At 56.2% G+C, this 24,250-nt stretch carries 26 protein-coding genes and 1 pseudogene; 16 read left to right on the plus strand and 11 right to left on the minus strand.

What is annotated here, in order from left to right; genetic code table 11:
• The first annotated feature begins 17 nt into the window (after window positions 1-17).
• Genes JOE25_RS00785 through JOE25_RS00800 form a run of 4 tightly spaced genes read left to right on the plus strand, consistent with a single transcriptional unit; the run spans window position 18 to window position 3,674 of the window.
• Entirely contained in the window at window positions 18-1,178 is a 1,161-nt protein-coding gene (locus JOE25_RS00785; protein WP_209632320.1) for an ABC transporter permease, read from the plus strand.
• Window positions 1,175-2,110, plus strand: a complete 936-nt coding sequence (locus tag JOE25_RS00790; protein WP_209632321.1) for an ABC transporter ATP-binding protein — start codon at window positions 1,175-1,177, stop codon at window positions 2,108-2,110. The genes JOE25_RS00785 and JOE25_RS00790 overlap by 4 nt, the downstream gene beginning before the upstream one ends.
• The gene (locus tag JOE25_RS00795) at window positions 2,107-2,883 is read left to right on the plus strand and encodes an ABC transporter permease (RefSeq protein ID WP_245209668.1); all 777 of its coding nucleotides are present in this window, start codon (window positions 2,107-2,109) and stop codon (window positions 2,881-2,883) included. Before JOE25_RS00790 ends, JOE25_RS00795 begins: the two co-directional genes overlap by 4 nt.
• Window positions 2,884-2,894: 11 nt before the next feature.
• Window positions 2,895-3,674 carry a PhnD/SsuA/transferrin family substrate-binding protein gene (locus JOE25_RS00800; RefSeq protein WP_245209726.1) on the plus strand — a complete coding sequence of 260 codons (780 nt, stop codon included), beginning with the start codon at window positions 2,895-2,897 and terminating at the stop codon, window positions 3,672-3,674.
• A 10-nt stretch (window positions 3,675-3,684) separates the two neighbouring features.
• Here JOE25_RS00800 and JOE25_RS00805 read toward each other — a convergent pair whose 3' ends face one another.
• The 5 genes from JOE25_RS00805 to JOE25_RS00825 all read right to left on the minus strand — a co-directional run bounded on the left by JOE25_RS00805 (window position 3,685) and on the right by JOE25_RS00825 (window position 6,688).
• Window positions 3,685-4,062 carry a transcriptional regulator gene (locus JOE25_RS00805; protein ID WP_209632322.1) on the minus strand — a complete coding sequence of 126 codons (378 nt, stop codon included), beginning with the start codon at window positions 4,060-4,062 and terminating at the stop codon, window positions 3,685-3,687.
• A 2-nt stretch (window positions 4,063-4,064) separates the two neighbouring features.
• Entirely contained in the window at window positions 4,065-4,430 is a 366-nt protein-coding gene (locus tag JOE25_RS00810; RefSeq protein ID WP_209632323.1) for a DUF6516 family protein, read from the minus strand.
• A 237-nt stretch (window positions 4,431-4,667) separates the two neighbouring features.
• Window positions 4,668-4,841 carry a hypothetical protein gene (locus JOE25_RS00815; protein WP_209632324.1) on the minus strand — a complete coding sequence of 58 codons (174 nt, stop codon included), beginning with the start codon at window positions 4,839-4,841 and terminating at the stop codon, window positions 4,668-4,670.
• Between the two features lie 102 nt (window positions 4,842-4,943).
• Entirely contained in the window at window positions 4,944-5,867 is a 924-nt protein-coding gene (gene yedA / locus JOE25_RS00820) for a drug/metabolite exporter YedA (RefSeq protein WP_209632325.1), read from the minus strand.
• A 167-nt stretch (window positions 5,868-6,034) separates the two neighbouring features.
• Complete coding sequence (locus JOE25_RS00825; protein WP_209632326.1) at window positions 6,035-6,688, minus strand: metalloregulator ArsR/SmtB family transcription factor; 654 nt, start codon at window positions 6,686-6,688, stop codon at window positions 6,035-6,037.
• Between the two features lie 104 nt (window positions 6,689-6,792).
• Here JOE25_RS00825 and JOE25_RS00830 point away from each other — a divergent pair, with 104 nt between their 5' ends.
• From JOE25_RS00830 to JOE25_RS00840, 3 genes are all read left to right on the plus strand, one after another.
• The gene (locus tag JOE25_RS00830) at window positions 6,793-8,271 is read left to right on the plus strand and encodes an MFS transporter (protein WP_314586700.1); all 1,479 of its coding nucleotides are present in this window, start codon (window positions 6,793-6,795) and stop codon (window positions 8,269-8,271) included.
• A gap of 120 nt (window positions 8,272-8,391) precedes the next feature.
• Window positions 8,392-8,961, plus strand: coding sequence for an XRE family transcriptional regulator (locus JOE25_RS00835; RefSeq protein ID WP_209632327.1), 570 nt, complete (start codon window positions 8,392-8,394; stop codon window positions 8,959-8,961).
• A gap of 2 nt (window positions 8,962-8,963) precedes the next feature.
• The gene (locus tag JOE25_RS00840; protein WP_209632328.1) at window positions 8,964-9,482 is read left to right on the plus strand and encodes a GNAT family N-acetyltransferase; all 519 of its coding nucleotides are present in this window, start codon (window positions 8,964-8,966) and stop codon (window positions 9,480-9,482) included.
• 68 nt (window positions 9,483-9,550) lie between these two features.
• Here JOE25_RS00840 and JOE25_RS00845 read toward each other — a convergent pair whose 3' ends face one another.
• The 3 genes from JOE25_RS00845 to ompC form a co-directional block, all read right to left on the minus strand.
• Complete coding sequence (locus JOE25_RS00845) at window positions 9,551-10,381, minus strand: 5'-nucleotidase, lipoprotein e(P4) family (RefSeq protein WP_209632329.1); 831 nt, start codon at window positions 10,379-10,381, stop codon at window positions 9,551-9,553.
• Between the two features lie 21 nt (window positions 10,382-10,402).
• Window positions 10,403-11,254 (minus strand): GNAT family N-acetyltransferase, encoded by an 852-nt coding sequence (locus JOE25_RS00850; protein WP_209632330.1) that lies wholly within the window; start codon window positions 11,252-11,254, stop codon window positions 10,403-10,405.
• A 332-nt stretch (window positions 11,255-11,586) separates the two neighbouring features.
• Window positions 11,587-12,684, minus strand: a complete 1,098-nt coding sequence (gene ompC, locus JOE25_RS00855) for a porin OmpC (RefSeq protein WP_209632331.1) — start codon at window positions 12,682-12,684, stop codon at window positions 11,587-11,589.
• 241 nt (window positions 12,685-12,925) lie between these two features.
• Between ompC and JOE25_RS00860 the strand changes: the two genes are divergently transcribed.
• The 4 genes and pseudogenes from JOE25_RS00860 to dinG form a co-directional block, all read left to right on the plus strand.
• Window positions 12,926-13,576: a glutathione S-transferase family protein gene (locus JOE25_RS00860; RefSeq protein ID WP_209632332.1), complete on the plus strand. Its 651-nt coding sequence runs from the start codon at window positions 12,926-12,928 to the stop codon at window positions 13,574-13,576.
• 135 nt (window positions 13,577-13,711) lie between these two features.
• On the plus strand, window positions 13,712-14,044 hold the full coding sequence (locus JOE25_RS00865; protein ID WP_209632333.1) for a carboxymuconolactone decarboxylase family protein: 333 nt from the start codon (window positions 13,712-13,714) through the stop codon (window positions 14,042-14,044).
• Window positions 14,034-14,420 (plus strand): tautomerase family protein, encoded by a 387-nt coding sequence (locus JOE25_RS00870; RefSeq protein WP_209632334.1) that lies wholly within the window; start codon window positions 14,034-14,036, stop codon window positions 14,418-14,420. Before JOE25_RS00865 ends, JOE25_RS00870 begins: the two co-directional genes overlap by 11 nt.
• A 62-nt stretch (window positions 14,421-14,482) precedes the next feature.
• Window positions 14,483-16,582 (plus strand): annotated as a pseudogene (gene dinG / locus JOE25_RS00875) (ATP-dependent DNA helicase DinG); the annotation flags it as partial.
• 99 nt (window positions 16,583-16,681) lie between these two features.
• Here the strand turns inward: dinG and JOE25_RS00880 are convergent.
• Window positions 16,682-17,116: an Lrp/AsnC family transcriptional regulator gene (locus tag JOE25_RS00880; protein ID WP_209632336.1), complete on the minus strand. Its 435-nt coding sequence runs from the start codon at window positions 17,114-17,116 to the stop codon at window positions 16,682-16,684.
• A gap of 135 nt (window positions 17,117-17,251) precedes the next feature.
• Between JOE25_RS00880 and JOE25_RS00885 the strand changes: the two genes are divergently transcribed.
• Window positions 17,252-18,166: a DMT family transporter gene (locus tag JOE25_RS00885; RefSeq protein WP_209632337.1), complete on the plus strand. Its 915-nt coding sequence runs from the start codon at window positions 17,252-17,254 to the stop codon at window positions 18,164-18,166.
• Here JOE25_RS00885 and JOE25_RS00890 read toward each other — a convergent pair.
• Complete coding sequence (locus JOE25_RS00890) at window positions 18,125-19,477, minus strand: DHA2 family efflux MFS transporter permease subunit (protein ID WP_209632338.1); 1,353 nt, start codon at window positions 19,475-19,477, stop codon at window positions 18,125-18,127. The two genes, JOE25_RS00885 and JOE25_RS00890, sit on opposite strands and share 42 nt — an antisense overlap.
• Window positions 19,478-19,590: 113 nt before the next feature.
• Here JOE25_RS00890 and JOE25_RS00895 point away from each other — a divergent pair, with 113 nt between their 5' ends.
• Together JOE25_RS00895 and JOE25_RS00900 are read left to right on the plus strand one after the other, a co-directional pair.
• A complete protein-coding gene (locus JOE25_RS00895) occupies window positions 19,591-20,505 on the plus strand; it encodes a LysR family transcriptional regulator (protein ID WP_209632339.1) in 915 nt (304 codons plus the stop codon).
• 56 nt (window positions 20,506-20,561) lie between these two features.
• Window positions 20,562-21,191 (plus strand): LysE family translocator, encoded by a 630-nt coding sequence (locus tag JOE25_RS00900; protein WP_209632340.1) that lies wholly within the window; start codon window positions 20,562-20,564, stop codon window positions 21,189-21,191.
• 2 nt (window positions 21,192-21,193) lie between these two features.
• On the opposite strand, the gene JOE25_RS00905 is transcribed toward JOE25_RS00900, so the two are convergent.
• Window positions 21,194-22,030 carry a helix-turn-helix transcriptional regulator gene (locus JOE25_RS00905; RefSeq protein WP_209632341.1) on the minus strand — a complete coding sequence of 279 codons (837 nt, stop codon included), beginning with the start codon at window positions 22,028-22,030 and terminating at the stop codon, window positions 21,194-21,196.
• 100 nt (window positions 22,031-22,130) lie between these two features.
• On the opposite strand from JOE25_RS00905, the gene JOE25_RS00910 reads away from it, so the two are divergent.
• Both JOE25_RS00910 and JOE25_RS00915 read left to right on the plus strand, forming a co-directional pair.
• Window positions 22,131-23,552 carry an MFS transporter gene (locus tag JOE25_RS00910; protein WP_209632342.1) on the plus strand — a complete coding sequence of 474 codons (1,422 nt, stop codon included), beginning with the start codon at window positions 22,131-22,133 and terminating at the stop codon, window positions 23,550-23,552.
• A gap of 63 nt (window positions 23,553-23,615) precedes the next feature.
• A complete protein-coding gene (locus JOE25_RS00915) occupies window positions 23,616-24,248 on the plus strand; it encodes an FMN-binding negative transcriptional regulator (RefSeq protein WP_209632343.1) in 633 nt (210 codons plus the stop codon).
• Window positions 24,249-24,250: the final 2 nt, after the last annotated feature.

Here is a 24,250-nt window from a genome sequence, read left to right on the forward strand (position 1 = left end):
GGAGCCGGAGAGTTTCTTTGATTATTGCCGTAAAAAACCGTGTATTACTGACGCTGCTTATTCTGTTACTGCTGGCTGCATTTGGCCTGCCGTTTCTCAGTTATGCCCCCAATCGCCTGTTATCGGGCAAGAGTATTTCCCTGATTTCCCTGTTGCACGGCCCCGCGTTGTGGCTGCTGGCACCCATGCTGGTATTGGCCATACTCAGCCTGTTGGCCCCACGGAGGCGTCATGCGCTGCTGATTGCGTTGTCGGCTTCGGCATTGCTGGCGCTCACCTTTTGGCTAAGCGGCCATGCAGCTCAGCAATTGGCATTGGATGGCTCAAGGCTGGCCCGCACCTCCTGGGGAAGCGGTTGTTGGCTGATACTGGCACTAAGTCTATTGATTGCCGCCGATGCCGTGAGCCGCATAACCGCTTCGCACGTGTGGCGCATGTTCGGCAATCTGATGGTGATGTTACCGACGCTGTTGCTGCTGTTTAATCACCAGTTGGATCAGCTTTCACTGTTGAAAGAGTACTACAACCGGCAGGACGTGTTTGATGCAGCGCTGTTGCAGCACCTGACGATCCTGTTGGCGACGCTGGTGCCGACGCTGTTAATTGGCTTGCCGCTCGGGGTGCTGTGTTTTCGCTCCGCACGTTGGCAGACACCGATATTCTCCACGCTGAATATTATTCAGACCGTACCCTCGATTGCCTTGTTTGGCCTGTTGATCGCGCCCTTGGCCGGTTTGGCGAAGGCATTGCCCTGGTTGGCAGAGCATGGCGTCAGTGGCATTGGTATGGCTCCGGCCATTGTTGCGTTGGTGCTGTATGCCCTGTTGCCGTTGGTACGCAGCGTCGTGGCGGGGTTGCAAAGTGTGCCGGCCAGCGTGATCGAATCTGCCAGTGGCATGGGGATGACGCGTGGGCAGGTGTTTTTCCGCGTACAGCTGCCGCTGGCATTGCCGCTGTTCCTGACCGGTGTGCGTATTCTTGCGGTACAAACCGTGGGCATGGCGGTCGTGGCGGCACTGATTGGCGCCGGAGGGTTTGGTGCCATTGTCTTCCAGGGGCTGCTCAGCAGCGCACTGGATCTGGTGTTGCTGGGGGTCATTCCGGTGATCGTGATGGCGGTTATCGTCGATTCACTGTTTAAGTTCATGGTTTCAATTTTGGAAGTGTCACGCCGATGATTCAGTTTAATCAGGTCAGCAAGATTTTTCAGGGCAAGCCCGCGGTGGACGATCTGACGCTACAGATTGCCAAGGGTGAATTTACCGTATTGATCGGCACCTCTGGCTCAGGCAAGTCCACAACGTTGAAAATGATCAACCGACTGATCGAACACGACCAGGGGAAAATCTACTTTGCCGGTGAAGAGATCCAGAGATTCAAACCGCAGGATCTGCGCCGCCGGATGGGGTATGCGATCCAGTCGATCGGCCTGTTTCCGCACTGGACGGTGGAGGAGAATATCGCCACTGTGCCACAGCTGCTGAAATGGCCACGGGCACGTATTCGCGATCGGGTGACGGAATTACTGGAGCTGTTGCATTTGGAACCGGATGTGTTCCGTCATCGTTACCCGCACCAGCTTTCCGGCGGGCAGCAGCAACGGGTAGGCGTGGCGCGCGCATTGGCTGCCGATCCCGAGGTGTTGCTGATGGATGAACCCTTTGGCGCACTCGATCCGGTGACGCGTGCGGCGTTGCAAACGGAGATCGCGCGTATTCATCATCTCTCCGGACGTACCATTGTACTGGTGACGCACGACATTGACGAAGCACTGGCACTGGCGGACCGTATTGTGTTGCTCGATCAGGGGCGCATCGTACAGCAGGGCACGCCGCTGGCGTTATTGACGGCCCCGGCCAACGATTTTGTCCGCGATTTCTTTGGCCGCAGCGATCGCGGTATCAAACTGCTGTCGTTGGGCACCGTGGCTGAGCGGGTACGCCCTGGTCATGCTGAAGGGGACCCTATCGCTGCCGCTATGAGCCTGCGTGAAGCGCTATCAGTGTTTGTGGCACGTGGCACGGAATGTTTACCGGTGATGGGTGAACAAGGTGAGGCGCTTGGCGTGCTGCATTTCAGCGATCTGATTACCCAAAAGGCGCTGTCATGAGTGCGCCTCAAGCCCTGCGCTGGCTGCGCGATCCGCTGCCGTGGACTTTTGCCCTGTTGCTGGCATTGGTGTTTGGCATGAATCATTTGCATGGCCTGTTTGCCGCCTGGTTTCCCGATCTGGATCGGCCAGTGTATCAGCAGGACAGTTTTATCTCACTGGTATGGGCGCATCTGCTGCTGGTAGCGGTTTCCAGCCTGATTGCGGTCGTGATTGGCGTGGCGGCCGGGATTGGGGTGACGCGGCGTGCCGGTAAAGAGTTCCGTTCGCTGGTGGAAACCGTCGTGGCGGTGGGACAGACTTTTCCGCCGGTTGCGGTGTTGGCGGTTGCGGTACCGGTGATGGGGTTTAGCGAACAGCCGGCAATTATCGCGCTGGTCCTCTACGGTTTGTTGCCCATCCTACAGGGCACGCTGGCGGGTATTGAATCAGTGCCCAGTGCCACCCGTGAGATTGCGCAAGGGGTGGGGATGAATGCTCGGCAGATCCTGTGGCGCGTCGAACTGCCGCTGGCGGCGCCGGTGATTGTTGCCGGTATCCGCACCTCGGTAATCATTAATATTGGCACGGCGGCGATCGCCTCCACGGTCGGCACAAAAACACTCGGCTCGCCGATTATCATTGGCCTTAGCGGCTTTAATACCGCCTATGTGATCCAGGGAGCCGTGGTCGTCGCCCTATTGGCGATCATCACCGACATGCTGTTTGAGCGCTGGGTGCGCCATCTCACTGCCTGGCGTCAGCAGACGCTAATGGCCTCTTCTGCGGAATAAGGGGAAACATGATGCAGGTATCCTTACCCATGTACGGCGTCACTCATCACATGGCTGAGTCTTTCTGGCACGTGCTGCGCGGAAAATTGTTGCAACTGGGGTTGCCGCAAGCGCCGGAACAGCTTATTTGGCCACAAGACCTGGCGCAGCACTGGCAGCGGGATGACTTATTGCTTAGCCAAACCTGCGGTTATCCGCTGGTCAGCAGCCTGCCGCAGGTTCAGTTGATTGGGACTTATCACTACCGTGTTGAGGGTTGCGAAGGGCCGGATTACAGCAGTTGGTTAGTGGTGCGTGAGGATGAGCCCGGCGACCGGCTGGCGGACTTTCGTGGACGGATCGCCGCCTATAACAGCACTGACTCTCAATCAGGTCATAACAGCCTGCGGGCACTGATCGCACCATTGGCACAGGAGGGAAAATTCTTCCGCGCCGCCGTGGCGTCCGGTGCACATTACCAGTCAATAGCGTTGATCAAAGCGGGGCAGGCGGATATTGCCGCCGTTGATTGTGTCAGCCTGGAACTGCTGAAGCGGGCACAGCCGCAGGCGCTAGCAGGGTTGAAAATTATTGGACGAACCGCCACCGTGCCGGGGTTGCCGCTCATTACCTCAGCACGAACGCCAGCGGCACAGCTGGAAATACTGCGTGCCGGTGCGAAGGCGATGGTGGGCGAAGCGGTCAGCGACGGCCTGTTGATCGGTGATTTTAGCGTGGTACCGCGTTCGGCATACCAAAAAATCACGGAACTGGAACAACAGGCCGCAGCGCTTGGGGTGACGACGCTGTAGTAACCGACAGTCAAGCGGCACTAAAACGTGCGTTCAATTTCTGGTCAACAATGATCTCAAAGTCGGTAAACAAGGCCTTGGGTTTGACCGTTCGGCCACTTTTTTCCAGAGATACCAGACCGTGGCCGCTGAGCGTTTTCAGCGTGGCAGAAAGATTGCTTATTTGCCGGCCGGAGAGTTCCGCCAAGCGGCTCATGGTTTCCGGTTTTTCTGTATCAATCAGCCGCAACAAGGCGATATTCTCATTACTGAGCACCTGGGCCAAAGCAATCATTGAAGTGAACCAGACCAGTGGTTCGCGCTCTTGCGGCTGGTATTCGCCTTTTGCGATCGCGAGTATCCGTTTGCGGATCAATTCTTCAGGCATTACGCCAATCAGTGCTTTCATCTTCAACCTCGGTTTTCTCTCTTGCTGATGACTTCGTCGATTTTAGTGAAGAAATCTTCCACCAACTGAAAAGCGGAATGAAACTCATAGGGAGAGCCTTTATCCGTGGGCGTCTGATGTTGGTGGTCGTAAAGTATTCGGCCTGAAAATCGCCCTTTACGTGGTGCCTTGATGGCATGGGCATTGTCGATGCCAAATACCCGGGTGTTGTATTTATCATGTAGCGTCATGTTATAGCGTATGCCATGCGGGATGAATGCCGTTTTGATGACCTTCCATGCTTCAATTTTCCACCAGTAGCCATCTTCACGATTTACCCGGGTACCATGAAGGCTAAGGATGTAGTCCAGTCCATTGTTTGCATCCATTCTCAGTGCTCCATAAAGTTATGATCTAACCATAACTTTAAGTCCTGTTAGGGTCAATGCCATTTCATGGCGGAGGAGCGGCAAAGCGTGCTGAAAATTACGTCAGAGGTGCCGAAAGAAGAGGGGGAGTTATTTTATTACTGGAATGACGTACTACCGTGCCACCTTGCAGGAATGGGAGGTGGCCAGGCTGCCGCAGCGTTTTTTACTACAACGCTGCCGGAGCCGGATGAGTTATTACTTGGCCTGAATGCTTTCTGCCGGTGTGGCGGTAGGGGCAGCCTCATTAGAGGGGGCTTCTTCTTGTGGCGTAGTAGAGCGGGTGTACATATTCAGCCCAGCCAGGAATACGCCGCCGAGTGAGCCAAAGGCGCACAGAAAGATAACGATAATGAACGATTTTTTCAGCATTGGGATGATTTCGCAGGTTGCTCGGAACAGCGGGAATTATAGTCTCTTCAACGGGCGAAACAAGAATCGTTTTAAATGGCGGCCCGCAGACCGCCCTTTTGGTCACTCTTTGATGCTGCCGACAGGTTGAATTTTGACCGGGCGCGCAAACAGGAATTTGCCCAAGGTCACCAGCACCACCGCCGCGACAATAATCACCAGCGCGACCCATTCACGCGGTGCCAGTGATTCGCCGGCGAAGCCGATACCAAGCAGCACGGCCACTACCGGATTGACGTAGGCATAACTGGTCGCAACTGCCGGGCGCACGTTTTTCAGCAAAAACATATAGGCGCTGATCGCCAGCATTGAACCAAAGACAATCAGGTAGCCTAGTGCGAAGAAGCCTTTGGCGCTGGGCATCTGCGTGAGGTGTTCGCCACTCAGCTGGCTAACGACCAATAGCACTACGCCTGCGACCAGCATTTCTGCGGCTCCGGCCATTGGTCCAGCCGGTAACGAAATACGCGAACCGAGCACAGAGCCAAAGGCCCAACTGGCGGACGCCAGCAGGATCAACAGTGCACCTGTTGGGTTGCCAACCAGGTTATTGCCGGTATTTAGCAGCACGATCCCAACGAGCCCCAGCCCGATGCCTGCCCACTCCAGTTTGGTATTACGCATGCCCCAAAACAGACTAAAGCACAGCGTGAACAGGGGAACGGTTGCCACCATCACGGCGGCGATACCGGAAGGTACGTGTTGATGCTCTGCCACAGTCACCAGGCCATTACCCACCGCCAGGAGCAAAATACCGATGGTGCCCGCGGCCAACCATTGCTTTGGGGTGGGCAGCGCGTGGCCGCGCAGCGCCAAAAAGCTGAAGAGCACAATGCCGGCGACCAGGAAGCGAATGCCCGCCATCATCAACGGCGGCCAGCTTTCTACACCCAGGCGAATCACGAAGTAGGTCGAACCCCAGACAATATATAACGTGAACAGCGCCCCGATTAACGGCAGGACGTTACGGCTATTTTGGCTCAGCATGGATTTTTATTCTGTAGGGAAAGTTATTATTAGAACGCTCAGTAAACCCGATCGGGCAGAGGATAAGCAACGCTTTTCCGTACTTTTTAATGGAATGAGAGGCTGGTGAATCCGGGATGATTCACCGGACGACACCAGCCAGTAGGCGGCTTGATTCCGCGTGCCAGTTACAGCAACGAAATACGATAAGCACAACGGCGTGCGCCGGCCAGAATGTGTTCGGAACGTTCAACCTGTGCCTGCAGCACTTCGGTGAAAATGCTCAGCTCTGCACGGCAGAACCCTTGGCAAACCGTGGCGGCAGCGCAAATAGGGCAATGGTTTTCCACCAGCAGAAAGGAACCGTCCTCCTGTGCGCGCCATTCGGCCATATAGCCCTCACGAGAACGGATTGCGGTCAGGCGTTCAATGCGTTCCTGTAAATCTGCCGCGCCGATCATCGCCTGCTTGTAGTTAATGCGCGTTTCTTGTTCCCGCGTGTCGATCAAAAGTTCGATCGCCTGTTCGCCCAATTTGTCGCGTACGGTACGCAGCAGTTGGACGGTCAGTTCGGAATGGGTATCCGGAAAGCGCGCATTGCCTGCGGCAGTCAGGTGCCAAAGTTGCACCGGGCGGCCGACGCCACGGGTTTCCGCAACGGCCTCCACCAACCCCTCTTTTGCCAGTTTAACGAACTGCTGGCGTGCTGCCTCGCCGGTTGTGCCAAGGACCTTTCCTGCATCAGACGCTTGCTGTGGGCCGCGGGTTTTTAGAAGTGTCAGCAAACGGTCACTGACCGATTGTGCGGAACCACCGCTATTTTCCAAGTTTATTCTTGACATATTTCTCCGCCTCGCCCTACCATTATTCCAAGTTAACTCTTGTTAAATTTAACGCAATATCACTATTAACTCAATGCCATTCCTCTGAAAACAGGACGACAACCGTGATAACCCATGATGATAGCCGCTGGGCCGATCTCTTTTCCGGCAAAAATGGTGCCAGTGCGATCGCGCTCTCACTCGGCGTAGCGCTGCATGCAATCAATATTCTGGTCGCCACCACCATTCTGCCCTCGGTGGTGCAGGACATCGGTGGTCTGAACCTGTATGCCTGGAACACCACGTTGTTTGTGGTGGCGTCTATTCTGGGGTCGGCATTATCGGCACGATTACTCAGTGGCTATGGTGCGCGCAGTGCCTATCTGGTGGCGTCGCTGTTCTTTATCGCCGGGGCGATGTTATGCGCACTGGCACCCTCGATGCCGATAATGCTCATAGGCCGAACCGTGCAGGGTTTCGGTGGCGGGCTGATTTTCGCGCTTTCGTACGCCATGATCAATCTGGTGTTTGAGCAAAAGCTGTGGCCGCGCGCAATGGCGCTGATTTCCGCGATGTGGGGTATCGCAACCCTGGTCGGACCGGCCGTAGGGGGCATTTTTGCCGAGCTAAACGCCTGGCGATGGGCCTTTGGCATTCTGTTGCCGATCATGGTGTTGTACGCCGGGTTTACCTTCCTGATCCTGCCGAAAGGCAAGCCACAACAGCAGGCGGCGCCGTTGCCGGTAGCCCAGTTATTGTTGCTGGCGACTGCGGTGTTGGTGGTTTCCGCCGGTAGCCTGGCAGATAGCGCGTGGATCAATCTGGGCGGTATTGCGTTGGCCGTGTTGATGATGGCCTGGCTGATACAGCGTGAAGCGCACTCCCAGGCTCGTCTGTTGCCACAGGGCGCTTTACGTCGTGGATCCTCCTTGGCCTCGCTGTATATCACCGTCTCTTTGCTGGTGGTGGGCATGACCAGTGAAATCTTCGTGCCTTATTTCCTGCAAACGCTGCATGGCCAGTCGCCGCTGATTTCTGGCTATATTGCCGCAACCATGGCGGCAGGCTGGACACTTTCAGAGATCCTCAGTTCCGGTTGGCGTAGTGCGGGTATCCGCCGGGCAATCATCAGCGGGCCAGTGTTTGTCCTGGTCGGTTTGCTGGCGTTGGCCGTGCTGATGCCGACGCCTTCTGGCGGCCATTGGGTAGCGCTGACGCCAATTGTGATTGCCCTGACGTTGGTGGGGTTTGGCATCGGGTTTGGTTGGCCGCACCTGCTGACGCGAATTCTGCAGGTCTCGCCTGAGGCGGACAAAGATATTGCCGGGGCGTCGATCACCACGGTGCAACTGTTTGCGACCGCGTTCGGTGCCGCCTTGGCGGGGATGATTGCCAACCTGGCGGGGCTGAATGTGCCGGGTGGCGCGCCGGGGGCAGCTTCCGCAGCGCGTTGGCTGTTCCTGCTGTTCGCCTTGGCACCGTTGCTGGCGGTATTTAGCGCCTGGCGCTGTGCGGCGATTACACCGCCATCCGCTGCAGAAGCGTCTGTGGAATCAGACCCGTTATCCGCGGAATGCCCGGCGATACCCCGTAACAGTGCGTAAGTGTTGCTGACAGTCTGCTGATTCTCGCGTTTTTGTTCGGCCAGTATAAAACGTGATTGACTAATCCCGTATTTGAGATTATTTCTCTTATATGGGATTTTTTGTATCAGAGACGCAATAATGGATAACGGATTGGAAAGTGCCGATCTCCGGCTGGCACAACGGCTGTCTGATTTACGCCAACAGCAGGGCTGGTCACTGGAAGAACTGGCACAACAAACCGGTATTAGCCGGGCGACGCTGTCGCGTGTGGAACGTGCAGAAACCAGCCCGACGGCCTCGTTGCTCAATAAGCTGTGTTCGGCGTATGGATTGACCATGTCACGGTTGCTCAGTGAGGTTGAGGACGAGCCGCCGGAGTTACTGCACCGCGAAGCGCAAACGGTGTGGGTTGACCCGGCCAGCGGTTTTCATCGTCGCTCGGTATCCCCGCCCGCCGCGTTGTACAAGGCTGAATTTGTCGAGTGCCGGCTTGAGGCCGGCGCGGTAATTGCCTATGACGGGCCATCGATACATGCACTCGAGCACCATTTGTGGCTGCTGGAAGGCCAACTCGAACTGACGTTAGAAACGCGCACTTTCCTGCTTAAGCCGGGCGATTGTCTGCGTTATCGGCTGTTTGGCGCGTCAAAATTTCATGCACCCGGCCCCGAGCCGGCCCATTACACCCTCGTTATCTGCAGGCCTTAATCATGATTGAGATACAGCAACTGAATGCCGATGCAGCACAAAGCGCAATTCCCGAACTGGCGGCCATGCTGCAAGCCAGTGTGTCTCAGGGGGCGAGCATTGGTTTTATCATGCCGTTCAGCCTTGAACAGGCGCAGGCGTTCTGGTGTCGCCTGTTGCCGGCGATTGAGCGTGGGGAAAGGGTGTTATTGGTGGCCCGTGATGCCGGGCGCGTTGTCGGCACGGTGCAGTTGCTGTTGGATATGCCTGACAATGGCCGTCACCGCGCAGAGGTGGTGAAACTGATGGTGCATCCGGATGCCCGTCGTCAGGGCATTGCCCGTAATCTGATGCTGCAAGTGCAGCAAAAAGCGATTGAGCTTCAGCGGCACTTATTGGTGCTCGATACCCTGACCGGCGATACAGCAGAGGGCATGTATCGCCAGTTGGGGTTTCAACTGGCGGGCAGCATTCCGCAATACGCCCGTGCCAGCAAGGGGAATGCGTTAGAGGCCACCAGCTATATGTATAAATTACTTTGAGTAGACCCGTCGTCTTTTAAGCGTTGTCACCGCAGTGGGGCGAATACATTCGCCCCACTCAATCAGGGTTACTGCTCGTTCCAGGCCTTAATGGCCTGTTGGCGGATCTGCAGCTTTTGCTCTGGTGTCAGTTTGTTATAGTCCTTCGCCATGCCGCTTTCCCAGTCGCCATACAGCGGGTTCGGCAGCACGATAAACTCGGTGCCAAATTTGCTTTGGTTTTCGCTGACAAAGGCCCGACGTTGGGCGTTATCCTTGTGATAGGTCGCCGCGCCGAAATCGTTCAGGTTGTCACCGGCATACACCACGACGTCGTAACCGGCGTTTTTGATGGCGTCGAAACGCGGCTGCTTGTTGGAGGTATCACCGCTAAGCAGCACGGTTTTTTCCGACATGCCGGTAAAGCCCAGCTTCTGCATGTTGGCGACGGTGGCAGCGTATTCAGACTGTTTACGGTTTGAAACGTAGAACATGGTGCCCTGATGGCTATTGACATACCGGGCAAATTGCACGGCACCCGGCACGGCACCGGCTTGTTCTGCCTGTGACCATTTTGCCCAGGTTGCCGCTGCAAAAGGTTGGCCCTGCCGCGCTTGCCAGCCAGAATAGGGGCTATTGTCCAGCATGGTTTCGTCCAGATCCACAACCACGGCTTTCTTCTTGCCTGGCGTGACCTTGGCGTGATCAAACGCCAGTCGGGCGCTGTTGAACGCCTGGTGCGCCAGTGCCTGATATTCCCCGGACTGCTGGAACCAGTTCAGTGCCAGCACGGATTGATCCGCCAGGCGCTGTTGGGCTTGCAGATCCGTTTTCGGTGGCTGCGCGCAGCCAGCCAGGGTCAGTAGCGCAATACCGATTGCTGCGCCAAGGGTCACTTTTTGTCTATGTATTCCTGCCATAAAGGGATAGCTCTCTGTTTGTTATTGTGGCGTTTCTAAGGTCATGGTCATTTCAAACTGGCGTAACGGATCTTGCTGCCAGCCGAGTCGATCAAAGAAGGGGGCTGCCACCTCGGGAACGTAAACGTTAGCCGCTAAGGGTAAGGGTGAAAACCGTGCTTGCAGCGCCGCCAGCATCGTTCGGGCATGGCCTTGGTTGCGGTGCTCCGGCGGCACGTAAATCATGCGCAGAAAGCACTTATCGGCACCCACCTGCACCACGGCATAGGCAAGGTGTTGCCCAAGGCTGAATGCGCGGGGTTTACCGGGCAGTTTAAACAGCGATTCTGGGGCGATCAGCCAGGGCAAACTGGTGGCACCCTCGGCGACCAGGCGGTGAGAAACGAAGAGCGGATCGATCTCCTGCAGTGGTGCAACCTCGGCCTGGCTTTGTTCTGCGGCCAAGTGGCCGGTCAGCGTCCGGACGATGCGCAATCCTGCCTGGTGGTATAGCGCAATGGCGGGATCGTTACCTTCTATCACCTCCAGCGACAGCTGACGATCGCCGCGCTTATGCGCATCGGCGACAATCCGTTGCATCAGCGCTTTCCCCAACCCTTTGCCACGCATTTCCGGTCGGATAGACAGCGCCGACACCCGGCTGTGTAAGCCACGTCGGCTAATCAACGCCAGTGCTACCGGTTGTTGCTGATGGGTGACGATAATGCTGTCGTTCAAGCTGAGATCTTCCGCGCCAAAGCGGCGGGCGAAGGTGTCGCCGTCAATCACAAAACGTACAATGTAGTTTTCAAAACAATGGCAGAGGATCTGCGCCAACGCGTCGCTGCTGTAGCGCAGGGCGCTTTGATACTCAAAGAGTTCCTCGGTGTGCATGATGTGTTCCGGTTTAAAGTGGACGCGATATACCCATCATCTTTCAAATTGCAGACCTGTCACCCCAGTGACTGTAGGGGCGCAGCATGCGGTGCCTCTACGATAGCTGGGGATGAGCGAGCCGGCCGCCCGGCTGCAACGTGAAAGCTGTAGGGTATACATCTAGACCTGATTGTTTTACAAGGCAAGTTTCGGCGTGCGGTTACGGGATGCAGAACGGCGATCGGGCGGGAAAGAGGGGAAAAGCACCAATGAAAAAAACCGGGCGTAGCCGCCCGGCGAAGTAACATATCAAGTGAAGCTAAGGTTTGCAGTGGTGGTTATTCATCACATCAGAACTGGTAAGTCAGGGCGACGGCGATGACGTTGTCATCTTTCAGACCCAACTTATTGTTGCTGTCGAGTTGGTTGATTTTATAATCAACATAGGTCGACATGTTCTTGTTGAAATAGTAGTAAGTACCTACGTCGATATATTTAACCAGGTCGGCGTCGCCGATGCCTTCAATATCTTTACCCTTCTGCTGAACATAACCCAGTGATGGGCGCAGGCCGAAGTCGAACTGATATTGTGCAACCAGCTCCAGACCTTCTGCTTTATTGGCAAAGCCGCTGACGGAGGTAGACGTATTATTAATGGTCGCTGTGCCAGAAATAGGCGCGATATTGCGGCTTTGTGAATAAGTTGCTGCCAGGTAAACGGCATTATTGTCGTATTTCAGACCGCCAGCCCAGATATCGGCTTTGTCGCCTTTGCCGAAGGTGCCCGCTTTTTGGCCGGCAGTACGGTTAGAAGAAGCATAGGCTGCGCCCACGCTCAGGCCGTCGATAATTTCATAGCTGGAAGACAAGCCCCAACCGTCACCGTTCGCTTTGCTGCCGGCGCGGCCGTCATTTTCGTTCTTGCCTTGGTACTGAATGGCAAACTTCAGACCGTCAACCAGACCGAAGAAGTCGTTGTTACGGTAGGTTGCAACGCCGTTGGTACGGCCATTCATAAAGTTGTCGGTTTTGACGTAAGCATCATCACCGAACTCAGGCAGCATATCCGTCCAGGCGCCGACGTCATAAATAATGCCGTAGTTGCGACCGTAGTCGAATGAACCGAGGTTTTTGTATTTCAAACCGGCGAAGCCCAAACGCGTTTTGGTGTCTTTCGCGCTGTCGGATTCAGAATGGTTCGCTGAAATCTGATATTCCCACTGGCCATAACCAGTCAGCATATCGTTAATTTGAGTAGCGCCTTTAAAACCGATACGCACATAGGTTTTGTCGCCATCATTGCCGGTATCGTCAGAGAAATAGTGCAGTGCTTTTACGCGGCCGTAAAAATCAAGTTTGTTGCCGTCTTTATTGTAGATTTCTGCTGCCTGTGCTGTCTGCGCAATTAAAAGTGCCGGAATAATAACGGCCAGAAGATTACGTTTCATGATTTACCCTGCTTTATTCGATTGAAAGACGCTTATCATCAGTTGTACTGCTGTTTCACTGTGCCGCTTGATTGTTTGCAGCGCAGGTTTTTTACCGCAGTTATGTGATCTATTTATGACAAAATATTCATTTTCATATCGAACGATTAAAAAAGTTGCGGAAAGTGTGAATTTCTTCCTCGAGCAAGTGTCAGCGACTGGTCTACAGTTAGCGATACTGTTCCTGATTTTAGGAAAAATCATGCGTGAAACTTATACGTTATTGGGTACCCGCGGTTGCGGCTCCACGATTGTTGCCGCTGCTCTGGAGCTAACGGGGTTTCCCTGGGGCTACGAGGAAGTGGACTATCAGTTGGACAGCCCCGAGCGCGATCGGCTGCTGGAACTGAACCCGTTGGGGCAGGTTCCGACACTGATTCTGCCCAATGGGGAAGTGATGACGGAAAGCGCGGCAATTATTCTTTTGCTGCACGATCGTGCCCCGCACGCCGAGCTGGTGCCGCATGCGGGGTCTGCATTGCTGCCACAATTTTTGCGGTGGTTGCTGTTCATCAACGCTGAAATTTATCCTACTTTTACCTACGCTGACCATCCTGAAAGATGGCTGCCAAAAGCGCCGGAGCCAGAACAATTAGCGGCCGAAATTTTGCGCTATCGCCAGCGGCTGCTGTTGCAATTGGCCAGTGCCTGTGGCGATGGCCCCTGGTTTCTCGGCAGGAGTTTCAGTGCGCTGGACCTTTATGTGGCGGTAATGTGTCATTGGCGGCCGGGGCAGCGTTGGTTCCAACAGCATTGCCCGACGCTGAGTGCCATCGCCAAGAAGGTTGAGCAGCGCGCCGAATTTAACGCCTTGTTCCAGGCGCATTTCGATAATGTGGCCCCGCTCGAATAGGTGTTGCCTCTCAGGCTGAGTTGGGGGGCATTAACCATCCTGTTTTGATGAACCTTCAATACTAAAAATCCCGATTTTCACCCCTGCGGTTAAGCGGTAGCGTAACGCTATCCCTTAAAACAGCAGGAGTATGTGATGCAACCTTCCCAACAGACGGCCCAGCAAGCATTCGGTGACATTGCCCCCAAACTGGCACAGCTCAGTGACAGCGTATTATTCGACGACGTTTGGCAGCGACCGGACCTCACTCCGCGTGAACGCAGCCTGATCACGGTCGCGGCACTGGTGGCACTTAACCGTGTGGAGCAATTGCCTTTTCACCTGCGCTTGGCCGAACGCCATGGTGTGAGGATTGAACAGCTTGCCGAGTTGATCACCCATCTGGCTTTCTATGCCGGCTGGCCTGCGGCAGCCTCCGCCGTGGCGCGCCTGCGTGAACTGAAACAGGCGTCGTCCCATGCCATTTAGCCGCATCGCGTTGCATCAGGGCAAATCGGAACACTACCTGAAAACCCTGTCCGATAGCCTTCATCAGGCATTGGTCGAAACCTTCCATGTGCCGCCAGCCGATAAGTTTCAGGCTATCGACCAATACCGCCCTGGCGAGCTGATTTACGATCGTGACTATCTGGGCGGCCCACGGTCGGAAGATTATGTACTGTTTTACATCACCATCGGACGTCCGCGAGATACCGCCACCAAACAGCGCTTTTACCAGCGGTTGGCGCAACTGCTGGCGGAAAACATAGGGTTACGTCCGCAAGATGTGATGGTGGTGATCACCACGACGCAATTGGATGAGTGGTCGTTCAGTGCGGGGCGCGCTTCAATGATCGAAGGCTAGGCTGACGCGGCAGTCGGTCTGTGGGACAATAGCGCCATCATTTCGTAGAGATATAGAGTTGAATGGCGCTCTCCCCCGCAGTTAAAGATCAGATTGGCCAGTGGTACAAAGCCCTGCAGCAACAAATACCGGATTTTATTTCCCGTGCACCGCAACGGCAGATGATCGCTGAAGTCGCGAAAACGTTGGCGGGGGATTATTCGCGCCACCTGGCGATTGAAGCGCCCACCGGTGTAGGCAAAACCTTGTCCTACCTGATCCCGGGGATCGCCGTGGGTCGCGCAGAAAGCAAACCCTTGGTGGTCAGTACGGCTAACGTGGCGTTGCAGGATCAGATCTACAGTAAAGATTTACCGCTGCTTAAGAAGATCATTCCCGATCTGAAGTTTACCGGCGCCTTTGGTCGTGGCCGCTATGTTTGTCCGCGTAATTTAGCGGCGCTGAGCACAGACGTCAGTGAGCAGGGCGATCTGACACTGTTTTTGGATGACGAACTGGCACCTTCGAGCGGTGAAGAGCAAGCGTTATGCCAAAAACTGAGTAAAGCGCTCAGCCGCCATGAGTGGGACGGGTTGCGCGACCATTATCAACTGTCGATTGATGATCCGCTGTGGATCAAGCTGAGTACCGATAAAGCCAACTGCCTGGGGCGCAATTGCCACTATATTCGTGAATGCCCGTTTTATATTGCCCGCAAAGAGATTGAAACTGCCGATGTGGTTGTGGCTAACCATGCGCTGGTGATGGCGGCGCTGGAAACCGAATCGGTACTGCCGAATCCCAAGGAGCTGCTGCTGGTGCTCGATGAAGGCCACCACCTGCCGGACGTTGCGCGTGATGCGTTGGAGATTGACGGTGAAATTACCGCGCTGTCGACCAATCTGCAATTGGACATGATCGTGCGCCATGTTGAACAGTGCATGACGCAATATCGGCCAAAGAACCCGCCGGGCCTGACGAACGACGAACGCTTGAAGAACCACTGTGAAGAGATGCGCGAACTGATCCAGATTTTTGAACATCAGGTCAGCGCCTTTCTGCCGACAGATACGGTGATCGCCGAACACCGCTTTGAAATGGGTGAACTGCCGGTAGAGATGGTGGAAACCAGTGCACGGTTATTCAAACTGACGGATGCCTTACGCGGGGTGGCAGAGTTCATACTCAACGATCTCAGTGAACAGACCGGCAAGCACGATATTGTGCGTCTGCATCGTTCGATTATTCAGATGAGCCGCACCTTGGGGTATCTGGAGGCCATGAGTAAGCTCTGGCGACTCGCGGCGCTAGACAAGTCTTCTAATGCCCCCATCTCAAAATGGGTGACGCGTGATCTGCGGGATAACGTGACGCATCTGTACCTGCACTGCGTGGGCATTCGCGTCAGCGATCAGCTGGAAAAACTGCTGTGGCGCAAGGTGCCGCACGTGGTGATCACCTCGGCAACGCTGCGTTCATTGAACAGTTTTGCGCGCCTGCAAGAAATGAGCGGGTTGAGCGAAAAAGCCGGCGATCGTTTCGAAGCGCTGTCTTCACCCTTTAATCACGTGGAGCAGGGCAAAATTGTTATCCCGAACATGCGTTTTGAACCGGCGATGGCCAATGAGGCCGAACATCTGGAAGAGATGGCGCGCTTTTTCCGCGCCGAACAGGCCGGTGGCAAGCACAAAGGCATGTTGATTTTGTTCAGTAGCCACCGGGCAATGCAAACTTTTCTCAGCTATGTCACGGATCTGCGCTTGATGTTGCTGGTACAGGGCGATCAGCCGCGTTACCGGCTGGTGGAAGAACACCGCAAACGGGTTGAGAAGGGCACTGCCAGTGTGCTGGTTGGCCTGCAGTCGTTTGCCGAAGGGTTGGATCTGAAGGGCGAACTGCTGACCCAGGTGCATATCCACAAGATTGCTTTCCCGCCGATCGACAGCCCGGTGATCCTGACCGAAGGCGAGTGGCTAAAATCGCTGAAGCGCTATCCGTTTGAAGTGCAGAGCCTGCCGAGCGCCTCCTTCAACCTGATCCAACAGGTGGGCCGGCTGATCCGCAGCAATGAGTGCCATGGCGAGATCGTGATTTACGATCGCCGCTTGTTGACCAAAAGCTACGGTTCGCGCTTGTTGGCGTCACTGCCGGTGTTTCCCATTGAACAGCGGGAGGTGCCGGACGCTGACAAGGCGCACAAGGCTGCGCTCAAATCCGCCGCAGCGGCGGAGAAAAAAGACAAAAAACGCAAGAGCCCGTACGCCCGCCGGCGCACGCGCTAATCAAAGCAGGGGCGGCAGACGACGCTTCACCGGCGTGGTTTTGACGATGGCGGTGTTGCTCTGTGCCCGCTCGGCCAGTTGATCGAGGATCTGGTCGAGCTGCTCCATCGAATGTGCCACCAGTCGCACGATAAAGCAGTCCTCGCCCGTCACCTTGTCACACTCAATCACCTCCGGGATATCCTGAATCATCTGCTCGACCTTCTTCAGCATGCCCGGCAGCGGCTTGATGCGTACCAGTGACTGAAAAGCGTAACCCAACGCCTGCAAATTGACGTTCAGCGTATAGCCCTGGATGACGGCGTTCTCTTCCAACCGTCGCAGACGCTCCGAAGTGCTGGGCGACGAAAGCCCAACGCTGGCGCTGAGGGTTTTGAGTGAGACTCTTGCATCCTCAGCAAGCAGCGTCAGGATCTGGCGATCAATATCATCCATATAGCCTCCATTAGGTTATTTCTATTTTATGCCTTCAATAAAAAGGCAGTTAAGCATGTTGGCCTTTTTTATGCCATGGAAAGCTGCAGGGTAAAGTCGCAAGCTAAGTCTATTGGCTGATTAGAGGAAACAACGATGAATGCAGAGATAAAACGCGGCTCGCTGGAGATGATTGCCGCAATGCTGATTTCCGGCACCATTGGCTGGTTTGTGCTGATGTCGGGTCAACCGGTGATTAATGTGGTGTTCTGGCGCTGTGCCGTGGGGGCACTGGTACTGCTGGCCATCTGTGCGGCACTCGGCCAGTTGCGGCGTGATGTCCTGACGCGGGCCACGCTGCTGTTGGCGATTGCCGGCGGTGTCGCGTTGGTGGTCAACTGGTTATTGCTGTTTGCCGCTTATTCCTATGCATCCATCTCCATCGCTACCGCGGTGTATAACACCCAGCCTTTTATGTTGGTGGCCCTGGGAGCACTGTTCCTCGGAGAGAAACTGACTGCCCGCAAGCTGTTGTGGTTGGTGTTGGCGTTTGTCGGCATGATGCTGGTGGTGCTGGCGCAGCCTAAGCAGGCGGGCGGTCAGAATAACTACCTGCTGGGAATTCTGCTGTCGTTGGGGGCGGCCTTTTTTTATGCGCTGATGGCGCTGGCCGCCAAGCGGCTGAAGGGCACGCCGCCGTACCTGATCGCGCTGATCCAGGTTACGGTCGGCGTGGTGATGTTGTTGCCGTGGGTTGATTTCCACGCGCCAGCCAATGTTGGGCAGTGGGGAATGCTGGCGACACTCGGTGTATTACACACCGGGCTGATGTACGTGCTGCTGTATGGCGCGATCCAAAAGCTGCCAACCAACCTGATCGGTTCGCTGTCATTTATTTATCCGATTGCTGCCATGCTGGTCGATCGGTTGGCGTTTGGTCATCGGTTGGTCGCCCTCCAATTTGCCGGTGCTGCGATCATCTTGCTGGCGGCCGCTGGCATGAACCTGTTAGGCGAACGTCGTATCCGCTCAACGGCGATGCCAGACAGCAAGCAGGCCTCCGAACAATGAGAGCAGCAACAGCAGCAGCATCACGGCCTGGTAGCCGTAGGTCGGATAAATCAATGCTGCCAGGGCTAACCCAACCGCGCCGCCAAGATTGTGCAGCGTCCAGGTAATCCCCAATGCGCTGCCGCTTTGCACCTCGCTGACGGTGCTCAGCGTTGCCAACACCAAGGGGCCGAGGATGCATCCCCATCCCAGGCCCATGAGGGCAAAGGCGCCAAGTAATAAGGGGAGCGGGCTGCCGGCGTTAAACTGGCTTTGCAGTGCGGCAGAAGCGGCCAACGCGGCAAAACCAAGGACCAGCGCCGGCTGCGGGCCGGACTTATCCACCCACCTGCCGACCCAGGGCGAAATCAATGCCATTACGGCGGTGGTCGGCAACAGCAGCAGCCCCAGCATCACGCCCTCATAATGGCGGGTGTTTTCCAGATAAATGGGCATCAGGAAGAAGGCGGCACAGTAAAAGAAGGCTAACAGCGCGCTTAACAGACAGACACGCAATAACGCCGGACGCCGCAACAGCGCTAAGGGTACCAAGGGAGAGTGCGCTCTACGCTCGACCGGCACCAGCAGGATCAGTGTGGCCACCGCCACTGACGCCGTGAGCCACGTTTTCAGGCTCAGCCACCCCCAATGGCCACCTTGGCTAATGGCCAACAGCAATCCGGCAACGCCAATCACCAGCAATATCAGACCGGTAATATCCAACGTTGCACCTTGCTGTGCGCGGGATTCCTGCACGGTGCCCAGGCAGAAGGCAAAACTCAGCGCGATCAGCGGTACGTTCAACAAAAATACCCAGCGCCAGCCAAGCGTGCCGACCAGCAAGCCTCCGGCGACCGGACCGATGGCCAACCCCAGACCGTTAACGGCCAATAAAATGCCAATTGCGCGACCGCGCTGCTGGGAGGGCCAGGCATCGGCGACAATGGCGGTGGTGGCGGTATACAACACTGCGCAAGCTGCGCCCTGCACAAAGCGCCAAACATTGAGCAGCTCAATACTGCCCGCCAGCCCCGCCCCCAGTGACGCGCCGGCGAACACCAACATCCCGCAATACAATACCCGGCGGCGGCCGTACAGGTCTGCCAGTCGCCCGGCGCTGACCATAAAGGCGCACAATGCCATGACGAACAGCGTCATGACCCATTGCACCTGACTCAAGGGCGCGGCCAATTCGCGCTGAACGGCGGGAATGGTGGTATTGACGATAGTGAAATCGATGCAGCCCAAAAAGCTGGCGATACTGATGCCAATCAGCAGCCGCCACAGGCGCGGGGTACTGACGTCGGTCAGAATTTCGCTGCGTTCACTCATCGGGTATGTCCTCGGTTAAAAAGCCTGCCTTCAGTGTACTCAGTGCTTGTTATAGCCAGTGGCGGTGTTTCATCGTTTAATAGGCGAATTAATATCGTCAATAAGAGGCCAGCATGATTTCCAGTGAACGGCTCCATGCGATCCGCGCTTTTGTGCAGGCGGTGCAGGCGGGGGGATTTAGTCGCGCAGCAGAGCAGTTGGGGCTCTCCCGTTCAACCGTGGGGAAAGCCGTGGCGCGACTGGAACAGCGGTTACAGGTGCGGCTATTTCAACGCACCACCCGCAGTCTGTCTTTGACTGACGAAGGGCAACTGTTTTATGACGATTGCCTGAAAGCATTGGCAGCGCTGGAAGCGGCGGAAAACCAGCTCGCGGCCCGTGCCCATACGCCAGAAGGGCGATTGCGGGTATCGCTACCGGTATTGTTTGGCCAAAAGTGGGTGATACCGCCGCTATTGTCGCTGGCGGATCGTTACCCTCTGTTGCAGATCGACGCGTTGTTTTCCAACCGTAGGGTTGATCTGGCGGAAGAGGGGATCGATCTGGCGGTGCGTATCGGTTCGCCAGGCGATGCGGCGGCGATCACCGCACGCCAATTGGGTGAACAACAGCAAATACTCTGTGCCGCCCCGGCCTATCTGGCGCGGCAAGGCGAGCCAGATCGGGTCGCTGAGTTATCGCGGTATCAGGCGGTGGGCCTGCTACGCGATGGCCATAGCCCGCCCTGGCAGTTAATGGATGAACAAGGAAAAGTACAGCGCGTGACCCTGCCGACCCGTTTGCGGCTGAGCAATATGGAGGCGGCACTCAGCGCAGTTTGCGCAGGACAGGGGATTGCCATGTTGCCGCATTGGCTGGCGCACGACGCACTCGCTGCGGGGACATTGCAAGAGATTTTGCCAGGCAGTTGTGGCGCGGGGCTGGCGATTAACGTGGTGTGGCTGAAAGGCACCACCATGCCGCTACGGGTGCGGGTGGCCATTGAGGCGCTGCTGTCGGCCTTCACGCCCAAAGCACCTTGGCAGTGATTTAGCGCTGGCATATGATAACGCCTGCTTCCCACCATGCTGCGTACGGGTGACTTATGATTGACGCTTCCACCATTTTGCTGTTTTCCGGCGCCTGTCTGGCGCTCGCGGTCACCCCAGGGCCAGATATGTTGCTGATTGCTTCACGCAGCGTTAGCCAGGGGCGTCGAGCCGGTTTCGCCTCTCTGGCGGGCATCCAACTGGGCACCTACTGCCATGCTCTGGCGGCGGCCCTGGGCTTATCACAACTGTTTGTCGCGGTACCCTTGGCCTACGATACGGTGCGGCTACTGGGGGCGGCGTATTTACTGTATTTAGCATGGAAAACGTTACGTTCTGGCAGCCATTTGCAGGCATCTGCCGGATTAACGGCAGTGCCAACCGTCCGAATTTTCCGGCAAGGGTTGTTCACCAATATCCTCAATCCCAAAATGGCGCTGTTCGTTTTGGCACTGTTCCCGCAGTTTATCGATCCGCATGCCGGTTCACTGGTGGCGCAAATGTTGCTGCTCGCGACAGTGCTAAATCTGGTGGGTTTGGTGATTAACGGCGGGCTTATCATGGCTGTCAGCAGCATGAAAAGCCGCTTTGTCGGCCGCCAGTTCAGTGCCCGTTGGCCGAACTACCTGCTGAGCAGCGTGTTCGCCGGGTTGGCCTGCAAGTTGATTTTTGACAGCCGTAAATAGCCTTACGCCTGTAATAACGCCTCAAACGCCGCGCTGGTCGGGCATTGCGCCAGCGCGCTGTACATCACCAACCGCAAATGATTTTCCTCATCGACAATGAACGACGCATGTTCAAACGTCACCTGACCGGCTCCGGGCACATTGAACGTGCGCTCTCCCTGACAACGGCCGTGAATGTCATGCTGTTGCCACAGCTGGCGAAACTGTGGTGAGACCTGTTCCAGTGCCTGTACTCGTTGCTGCATGGTGGCATCTTCCGGGGCGCGGGCGTAGTCACGACGGAAGCTGGCAAGGATTTGCGGCGCTTGCGCCTGCCATTCCACCAGACGCTGGTTGAGGTGGGGATCGGCGAACAGCATCCATAACATGTTGCGCTGTTCTGCCGGGCGGTCGCCAATGGCGAACAGCCGTTCCGCAGCAGGGTTCCAGGCGATGATGTCCCAACTCAGGTTCATGACGTAAGCCGGACGAAGGTACAGATCGTCCAGCAGACGACGCACCAGCGGCGAGACCTGGCACCATTGATGGCCAACCGGCACGGGGGGACGTTGATGTGCCAGCAAAAACAGATGGTAACGGGCGGTTGCATCCAGCTTCAGCACACGTGCCAGGTTCTCCAAAAAATCCACCGAGACGTTGATTTCCCGCCCTTGTTCCAGCCAGGTGTACCAGGTGAGGCCGACCCCTGCCAGCGCGGCGACTTCTTCACGCCGCAGTCCGGGCGTACGGCGTCGGGTGCCGCTTGGCAGACCGACAGCCTGCGGTGACAATTTTTCGCGCTTTTGACGCAGAAAATCCGCCAGATCCTGACGGGTTCGGTTGAGGGTACGCGGTGGCATAGTGACTGTCCTGTTGCTCTCAGTAATAGTATAACTGGCTATATAGTAACAGTTTAGGACATGTTCCATACTGCTGCCATCTCAATATTTGGAGGCATTTATGGAACAGTCATTAGCGGAGGGTGATCGTCGCCTGGTGGGGTTGCCCGTGTTGCTGTTGGGGGGCTTTGTCACCGTATTCGACCTGTTCGTAGTGAACGTGGCTGCGCCCGTCATTCAGCAGCAGTTCGCCGCTGATTTTGCCGGTGTCGGGCTGATTATTGCCGGCTATGAGCTGGCATTTGGCGTGTTATTGATTGCAGGCGGGCGTTTGGGGGATCGTTTCGGGCGACGCCGGATGTTCAGTCTGGGCATGCTGGGGTTTACGCTGGCGTCGGCACTGTGTGGCTTGGCGACGTCTCTGGCCATGTTGATCGCAGCGCGTTTTTTGCAAGGGGCGATGGCGGCACTGTTGTTTCCGCAGATCTATGCGCTGCTGCGTGTGCTGTACGGCCCACATCAACGGCGGCGCGCTTTTGCCTGGTTAGGAATGACGCTGGGGCTGGCGGCCATTTTGGGGCAGATCTTCGGTGGATTTATCATTGAAGCCAATATTTTCGGTAGCGGCTGGCGCATGATCTTTCTGATTAATTTGCCGATCGGTGCATTGGCGATCTTGGCGGCGCGGCGTCTCCCGGAATCACGTCTCGAACAGGCTCAGCGGTTGGATGGCATGGGATTACTGCTGGCCGCGACAGGGTTGTTATTGCTGTTAGTTCCGCTGTTGGAGGGACCATCGCGTGGTTGGCCCTGGTGGATATTGCCGGTATTGGCACTGGGTTTGGGGGTGCTATGGACCTTTATACGCTGGGAACGTCGACTGTCGATGCGTTCCGCCGATGCGGTACTGGATCCGGCGCTGCTTCGCCAGGGGAGTTTTACCCCGGGTGTGGTGGTGGTGCTGGCGATTTACTCTACGGCTTCCTCCTTCTTTTTGTGTTTTGCCCTGTTGTTGCAATCGGGAATGGGCCTGACGCCGTTTCAGGCGGGAAGCCTGTTTGCACCCGCCAGCGTGGCATTTATGCTGGCCTCATTCCTCGCACCGACGTTTGTGCAGCGCTGGGGGAATGGTGTTCTGGCGTTTGGCGTGGTGATCTATGCAACCGGAATGGCGCTGTTGGTGGTGCAAGTGGTGTGGGGAGCGGCGTTGGCGCAACCATTGTGGCTCCTGCCGGGGCTGCTGATCCTGGGTTTTGGTCAGGCGATGAGTATGACGCCATTACTTAATCTGGTTCTGGGGCTGGCCAAAGAAGAGCAGGCCGGCATGGCTGCGGGGGTGATTTCCACCGTGCAGCAGGTTGGTGGTGCAATGGGGATTGCCGCCAGCGGCGCGTTTTTTGTCCCCTTGTTGGTGGGTGACGCTGGTGCAGAACGCTATGGGCAGGCGTTTGCCGGAGCGATGATCTACAACCTGTTGGCCATGCTTGTCGCCTTTGTGCTGTTAAGGTGGATCATTCAACAACAGCGCAAAGTGGCTCTTTAATCAACGGTCGTCGGGTGCTATTGCTATCTCATCATTCCATTGCGCTGAAGGAAGCCTGACACCATGTATCAACCCGCCTCATTCCGTGACGACTGTCTGGAGAGCCACATTGCGCTGGTGCGTGCCAACCCGCTGGGGATGCTCATTAGCCATGGAGACCAGGGCCTGGTGGTGGACCCGTTGCCGTTCTTGATTGATGCGGATGAACAGGGCCACGTGCATCTGCGGGCGCACCTGTCCCGCGCCAACCCTCACTGGCCATTGTTGCAGGCCGTGCAGGAATGTCTGGTGGTATTTCAGGGGCTACAGGGCTATATCTCGCCGGGTTGGTATGAAACCAAACGGCAAACCGGTAAAGCCGTGCCGACCTGGAATTACAGCGTGGTGCAACTGCGAGGTGTGCCGCGAGTGACAGAGGACGCAGGCTGGCTGCGGCAACAGTTGGACGGATTAACGGCGCTGCAAGAGGGCCGTCAACCTGAGCCCTGGCATAGGGAAGATGCGCCTGCCAATTATATTGCTGCGCAGATGAAGGGCATTGTCGGTATTGAAATCACAGTGACCCACCGGGAAGGTAAATGGAAGATGAGCCAGAACCGCAGCGCCGAAGACGTTGACGGGGTTGTCGCTGCATTGCGTGCCGGTGACGTTGCCCAACAGCAACTGGCGGATGAGGTTGAGCGGCGGCGTGGATAAGG

This window comes from Serratia sp. PL17 (assembly GCF_017832355.1).
Taxonomy (GTDB): Bacteria; Pseudomonadota; Gammaproteobacteria; order Enterobacterales; family Enterobacteriaceae; genus Serratia.

Bases quoted from the DNA above. Each gene is read 5' to 3' on its own strand.
- JOE25_RS00800 (WP_245209726.1), top strand. From the start codon at position 2,895: ATGCAGGTATCCTTACCCATGTACGGCGTCACTCATCACATGGCTGAG.
- ompC (WP_209632331.1), bottom strand. From the start codon at position 12,684: ATGAAACGTAATCTTCTGGCCGTTATTATTCCGGCACTTTTAATTGCG.
- JOE25_RS00895 (WP_209632339.1), top strand. From the start codon at position 19,591: ATGATTTCCAGTGAACGGCTCCATGCGATCCGCGCTTTTGTGCAGGCG.
- JOE25_RS00915 (WP_209632343.1), top strand. From the start codon at position 23,616: ATGTATCAACCCGCCTCATTCCGTGACGACTGTCTGGAGAGCCACATT.
- JOE25_RS00835 (WP_209632327.1), top strand. From the start codon at position 8,392: ATGGATAACGGATTGGAAAGTGCCGATCTCCGGCTGGCACAACGGCTG.
- JOE25_RS00790 (WP_209632321.1), top strand. From the start codon at position 1,175: ATGATTCAGTTTAATCAGGTCAGCAAGATTTTTCAGGGCAAGCCCGCG.
- JOE25_RS00910 (WP_209632342.1), top strand. From the start codon at position 22,131: ATGGAACAGTCATTAGCGGAGGGTGATCGTCGCCTGGTGGGGTTGCCC.
- JOE25_RS00845 (WP_209632329.1), bottom strand. From the start codon at position 10,381: ATGGCAGGAATACATAGACAAAAAGTGACCCTTGGCGCAGCAATCGGT.
- JOE25_RS00870 (WP_209632334.1), top strand. From the start codon at position 14,034: ATGCCATTTAGCCGCATCGCGTTGCATCAGGGCAAATCGGAACACTAC.
- JOE25_RS00860 (WP_209632332.1), top strand. From the start codon at position 12,926: ATGCGTGAAACTTATACGTTATTGGGTACCCGCGGTTGCGGCTCCACG.
- JOE25_RS00885 (WP_209632337.1), top strand. From the start codon at position 17,252: ATGAATGCAGAGATAAAACGCGGCTCGCTGGAGATGATTGCCGCAATG.
- yedA (WP_209632325.1), bottom strand. From the start codon at position 5,867: ATGCTGAGCCAAAATAGCCGTAACGTCCTGCCGTTAATCGGGGCGCTG.
- JOE25_RS00900 (WP_209632340.1), top strand. From the start codon at position 20,562: ATGATTGACGCTTCCACCATTTTGCTGTTTTCCGGCGCCTGTCTGGCG.
- JOE25_RS00840 (WP_209632328.1), top strand. From the start codon at position 8,964: ATGATTGAGATACAGCAACTGAATGCCGATGCAGCACAAAGCGCAATT.
- JOE25_RS00880 (WP_209632336.1), bottom strand. From the start codon at position 17,116: ATGGATGATATTGATCGCCAGATCCTGACGCTGCTTGCTGAGGATGCA.
- JOE25_RS00805 (WP_209632322.1), bottom strand. From the start codon at position 4,062: ATGAAAGCACTGATTGGCGTAATGCCTGAAGAATTGATCCGCAAACGG.
- JOE25_RS00905 (WP_209632341.1), bottom strand. From the start codon at position 22,030: ATGCCACCGCGTACCCTCAACCGAACCCGTCAGGATCTGGCGGATTTT.
- JOE25_RS00865 (WP_209632333.1), top strand. From the start codon at position 13,712: ATGCAACCTTCCCAACAGACGGCCCAGCAAGCATTCGGTGACATTGCC.
- JOE25_RS00825 (WP_209632326.1), bottom strand. From the start codon at position 6,688: ATGTCAAGAATAAACTTGGAAAATAGCGGTGGTTCCGCACAATCGGTC.
- JOE25_RS00795 (WP_245209668.1), top strand. From the start codon at position 2,107: ATGAGTGCGCCTCAAGCCCTGCGCTGGCTGCGCGATCCGCTGCCGTGG.
- JOE25_RS00850 (WP_209632330.1), bottom strand. From the start codon at position 11,254: ATGCACACCGAGGAACTCTTTGAGTATCAAAGCGCCCTGCGCTACAGC.
- JOE25_RS00890 (WP_209632338.1), bottom strand. From the start codon at position 19,477: ATGAGTGAACGCAGCGAAATTCTGACCGACGTCAGTACCCCGCGCCTG.
- JOE25_RS00810 (WP_209632323.1), bottom strand. From the start codon at position 4,430: ATGGATGCAAACAATGGACTGGACTACATCCTTAGCCTTCATGGTACC.
- JOE25_RS00815 (WP_209632324.1), bottom strand. From the start codon at position 4,841: ATGCTGAAAAAATCGTTCATTATCGTTATCTTTCTGTGCGCCTTTGGC.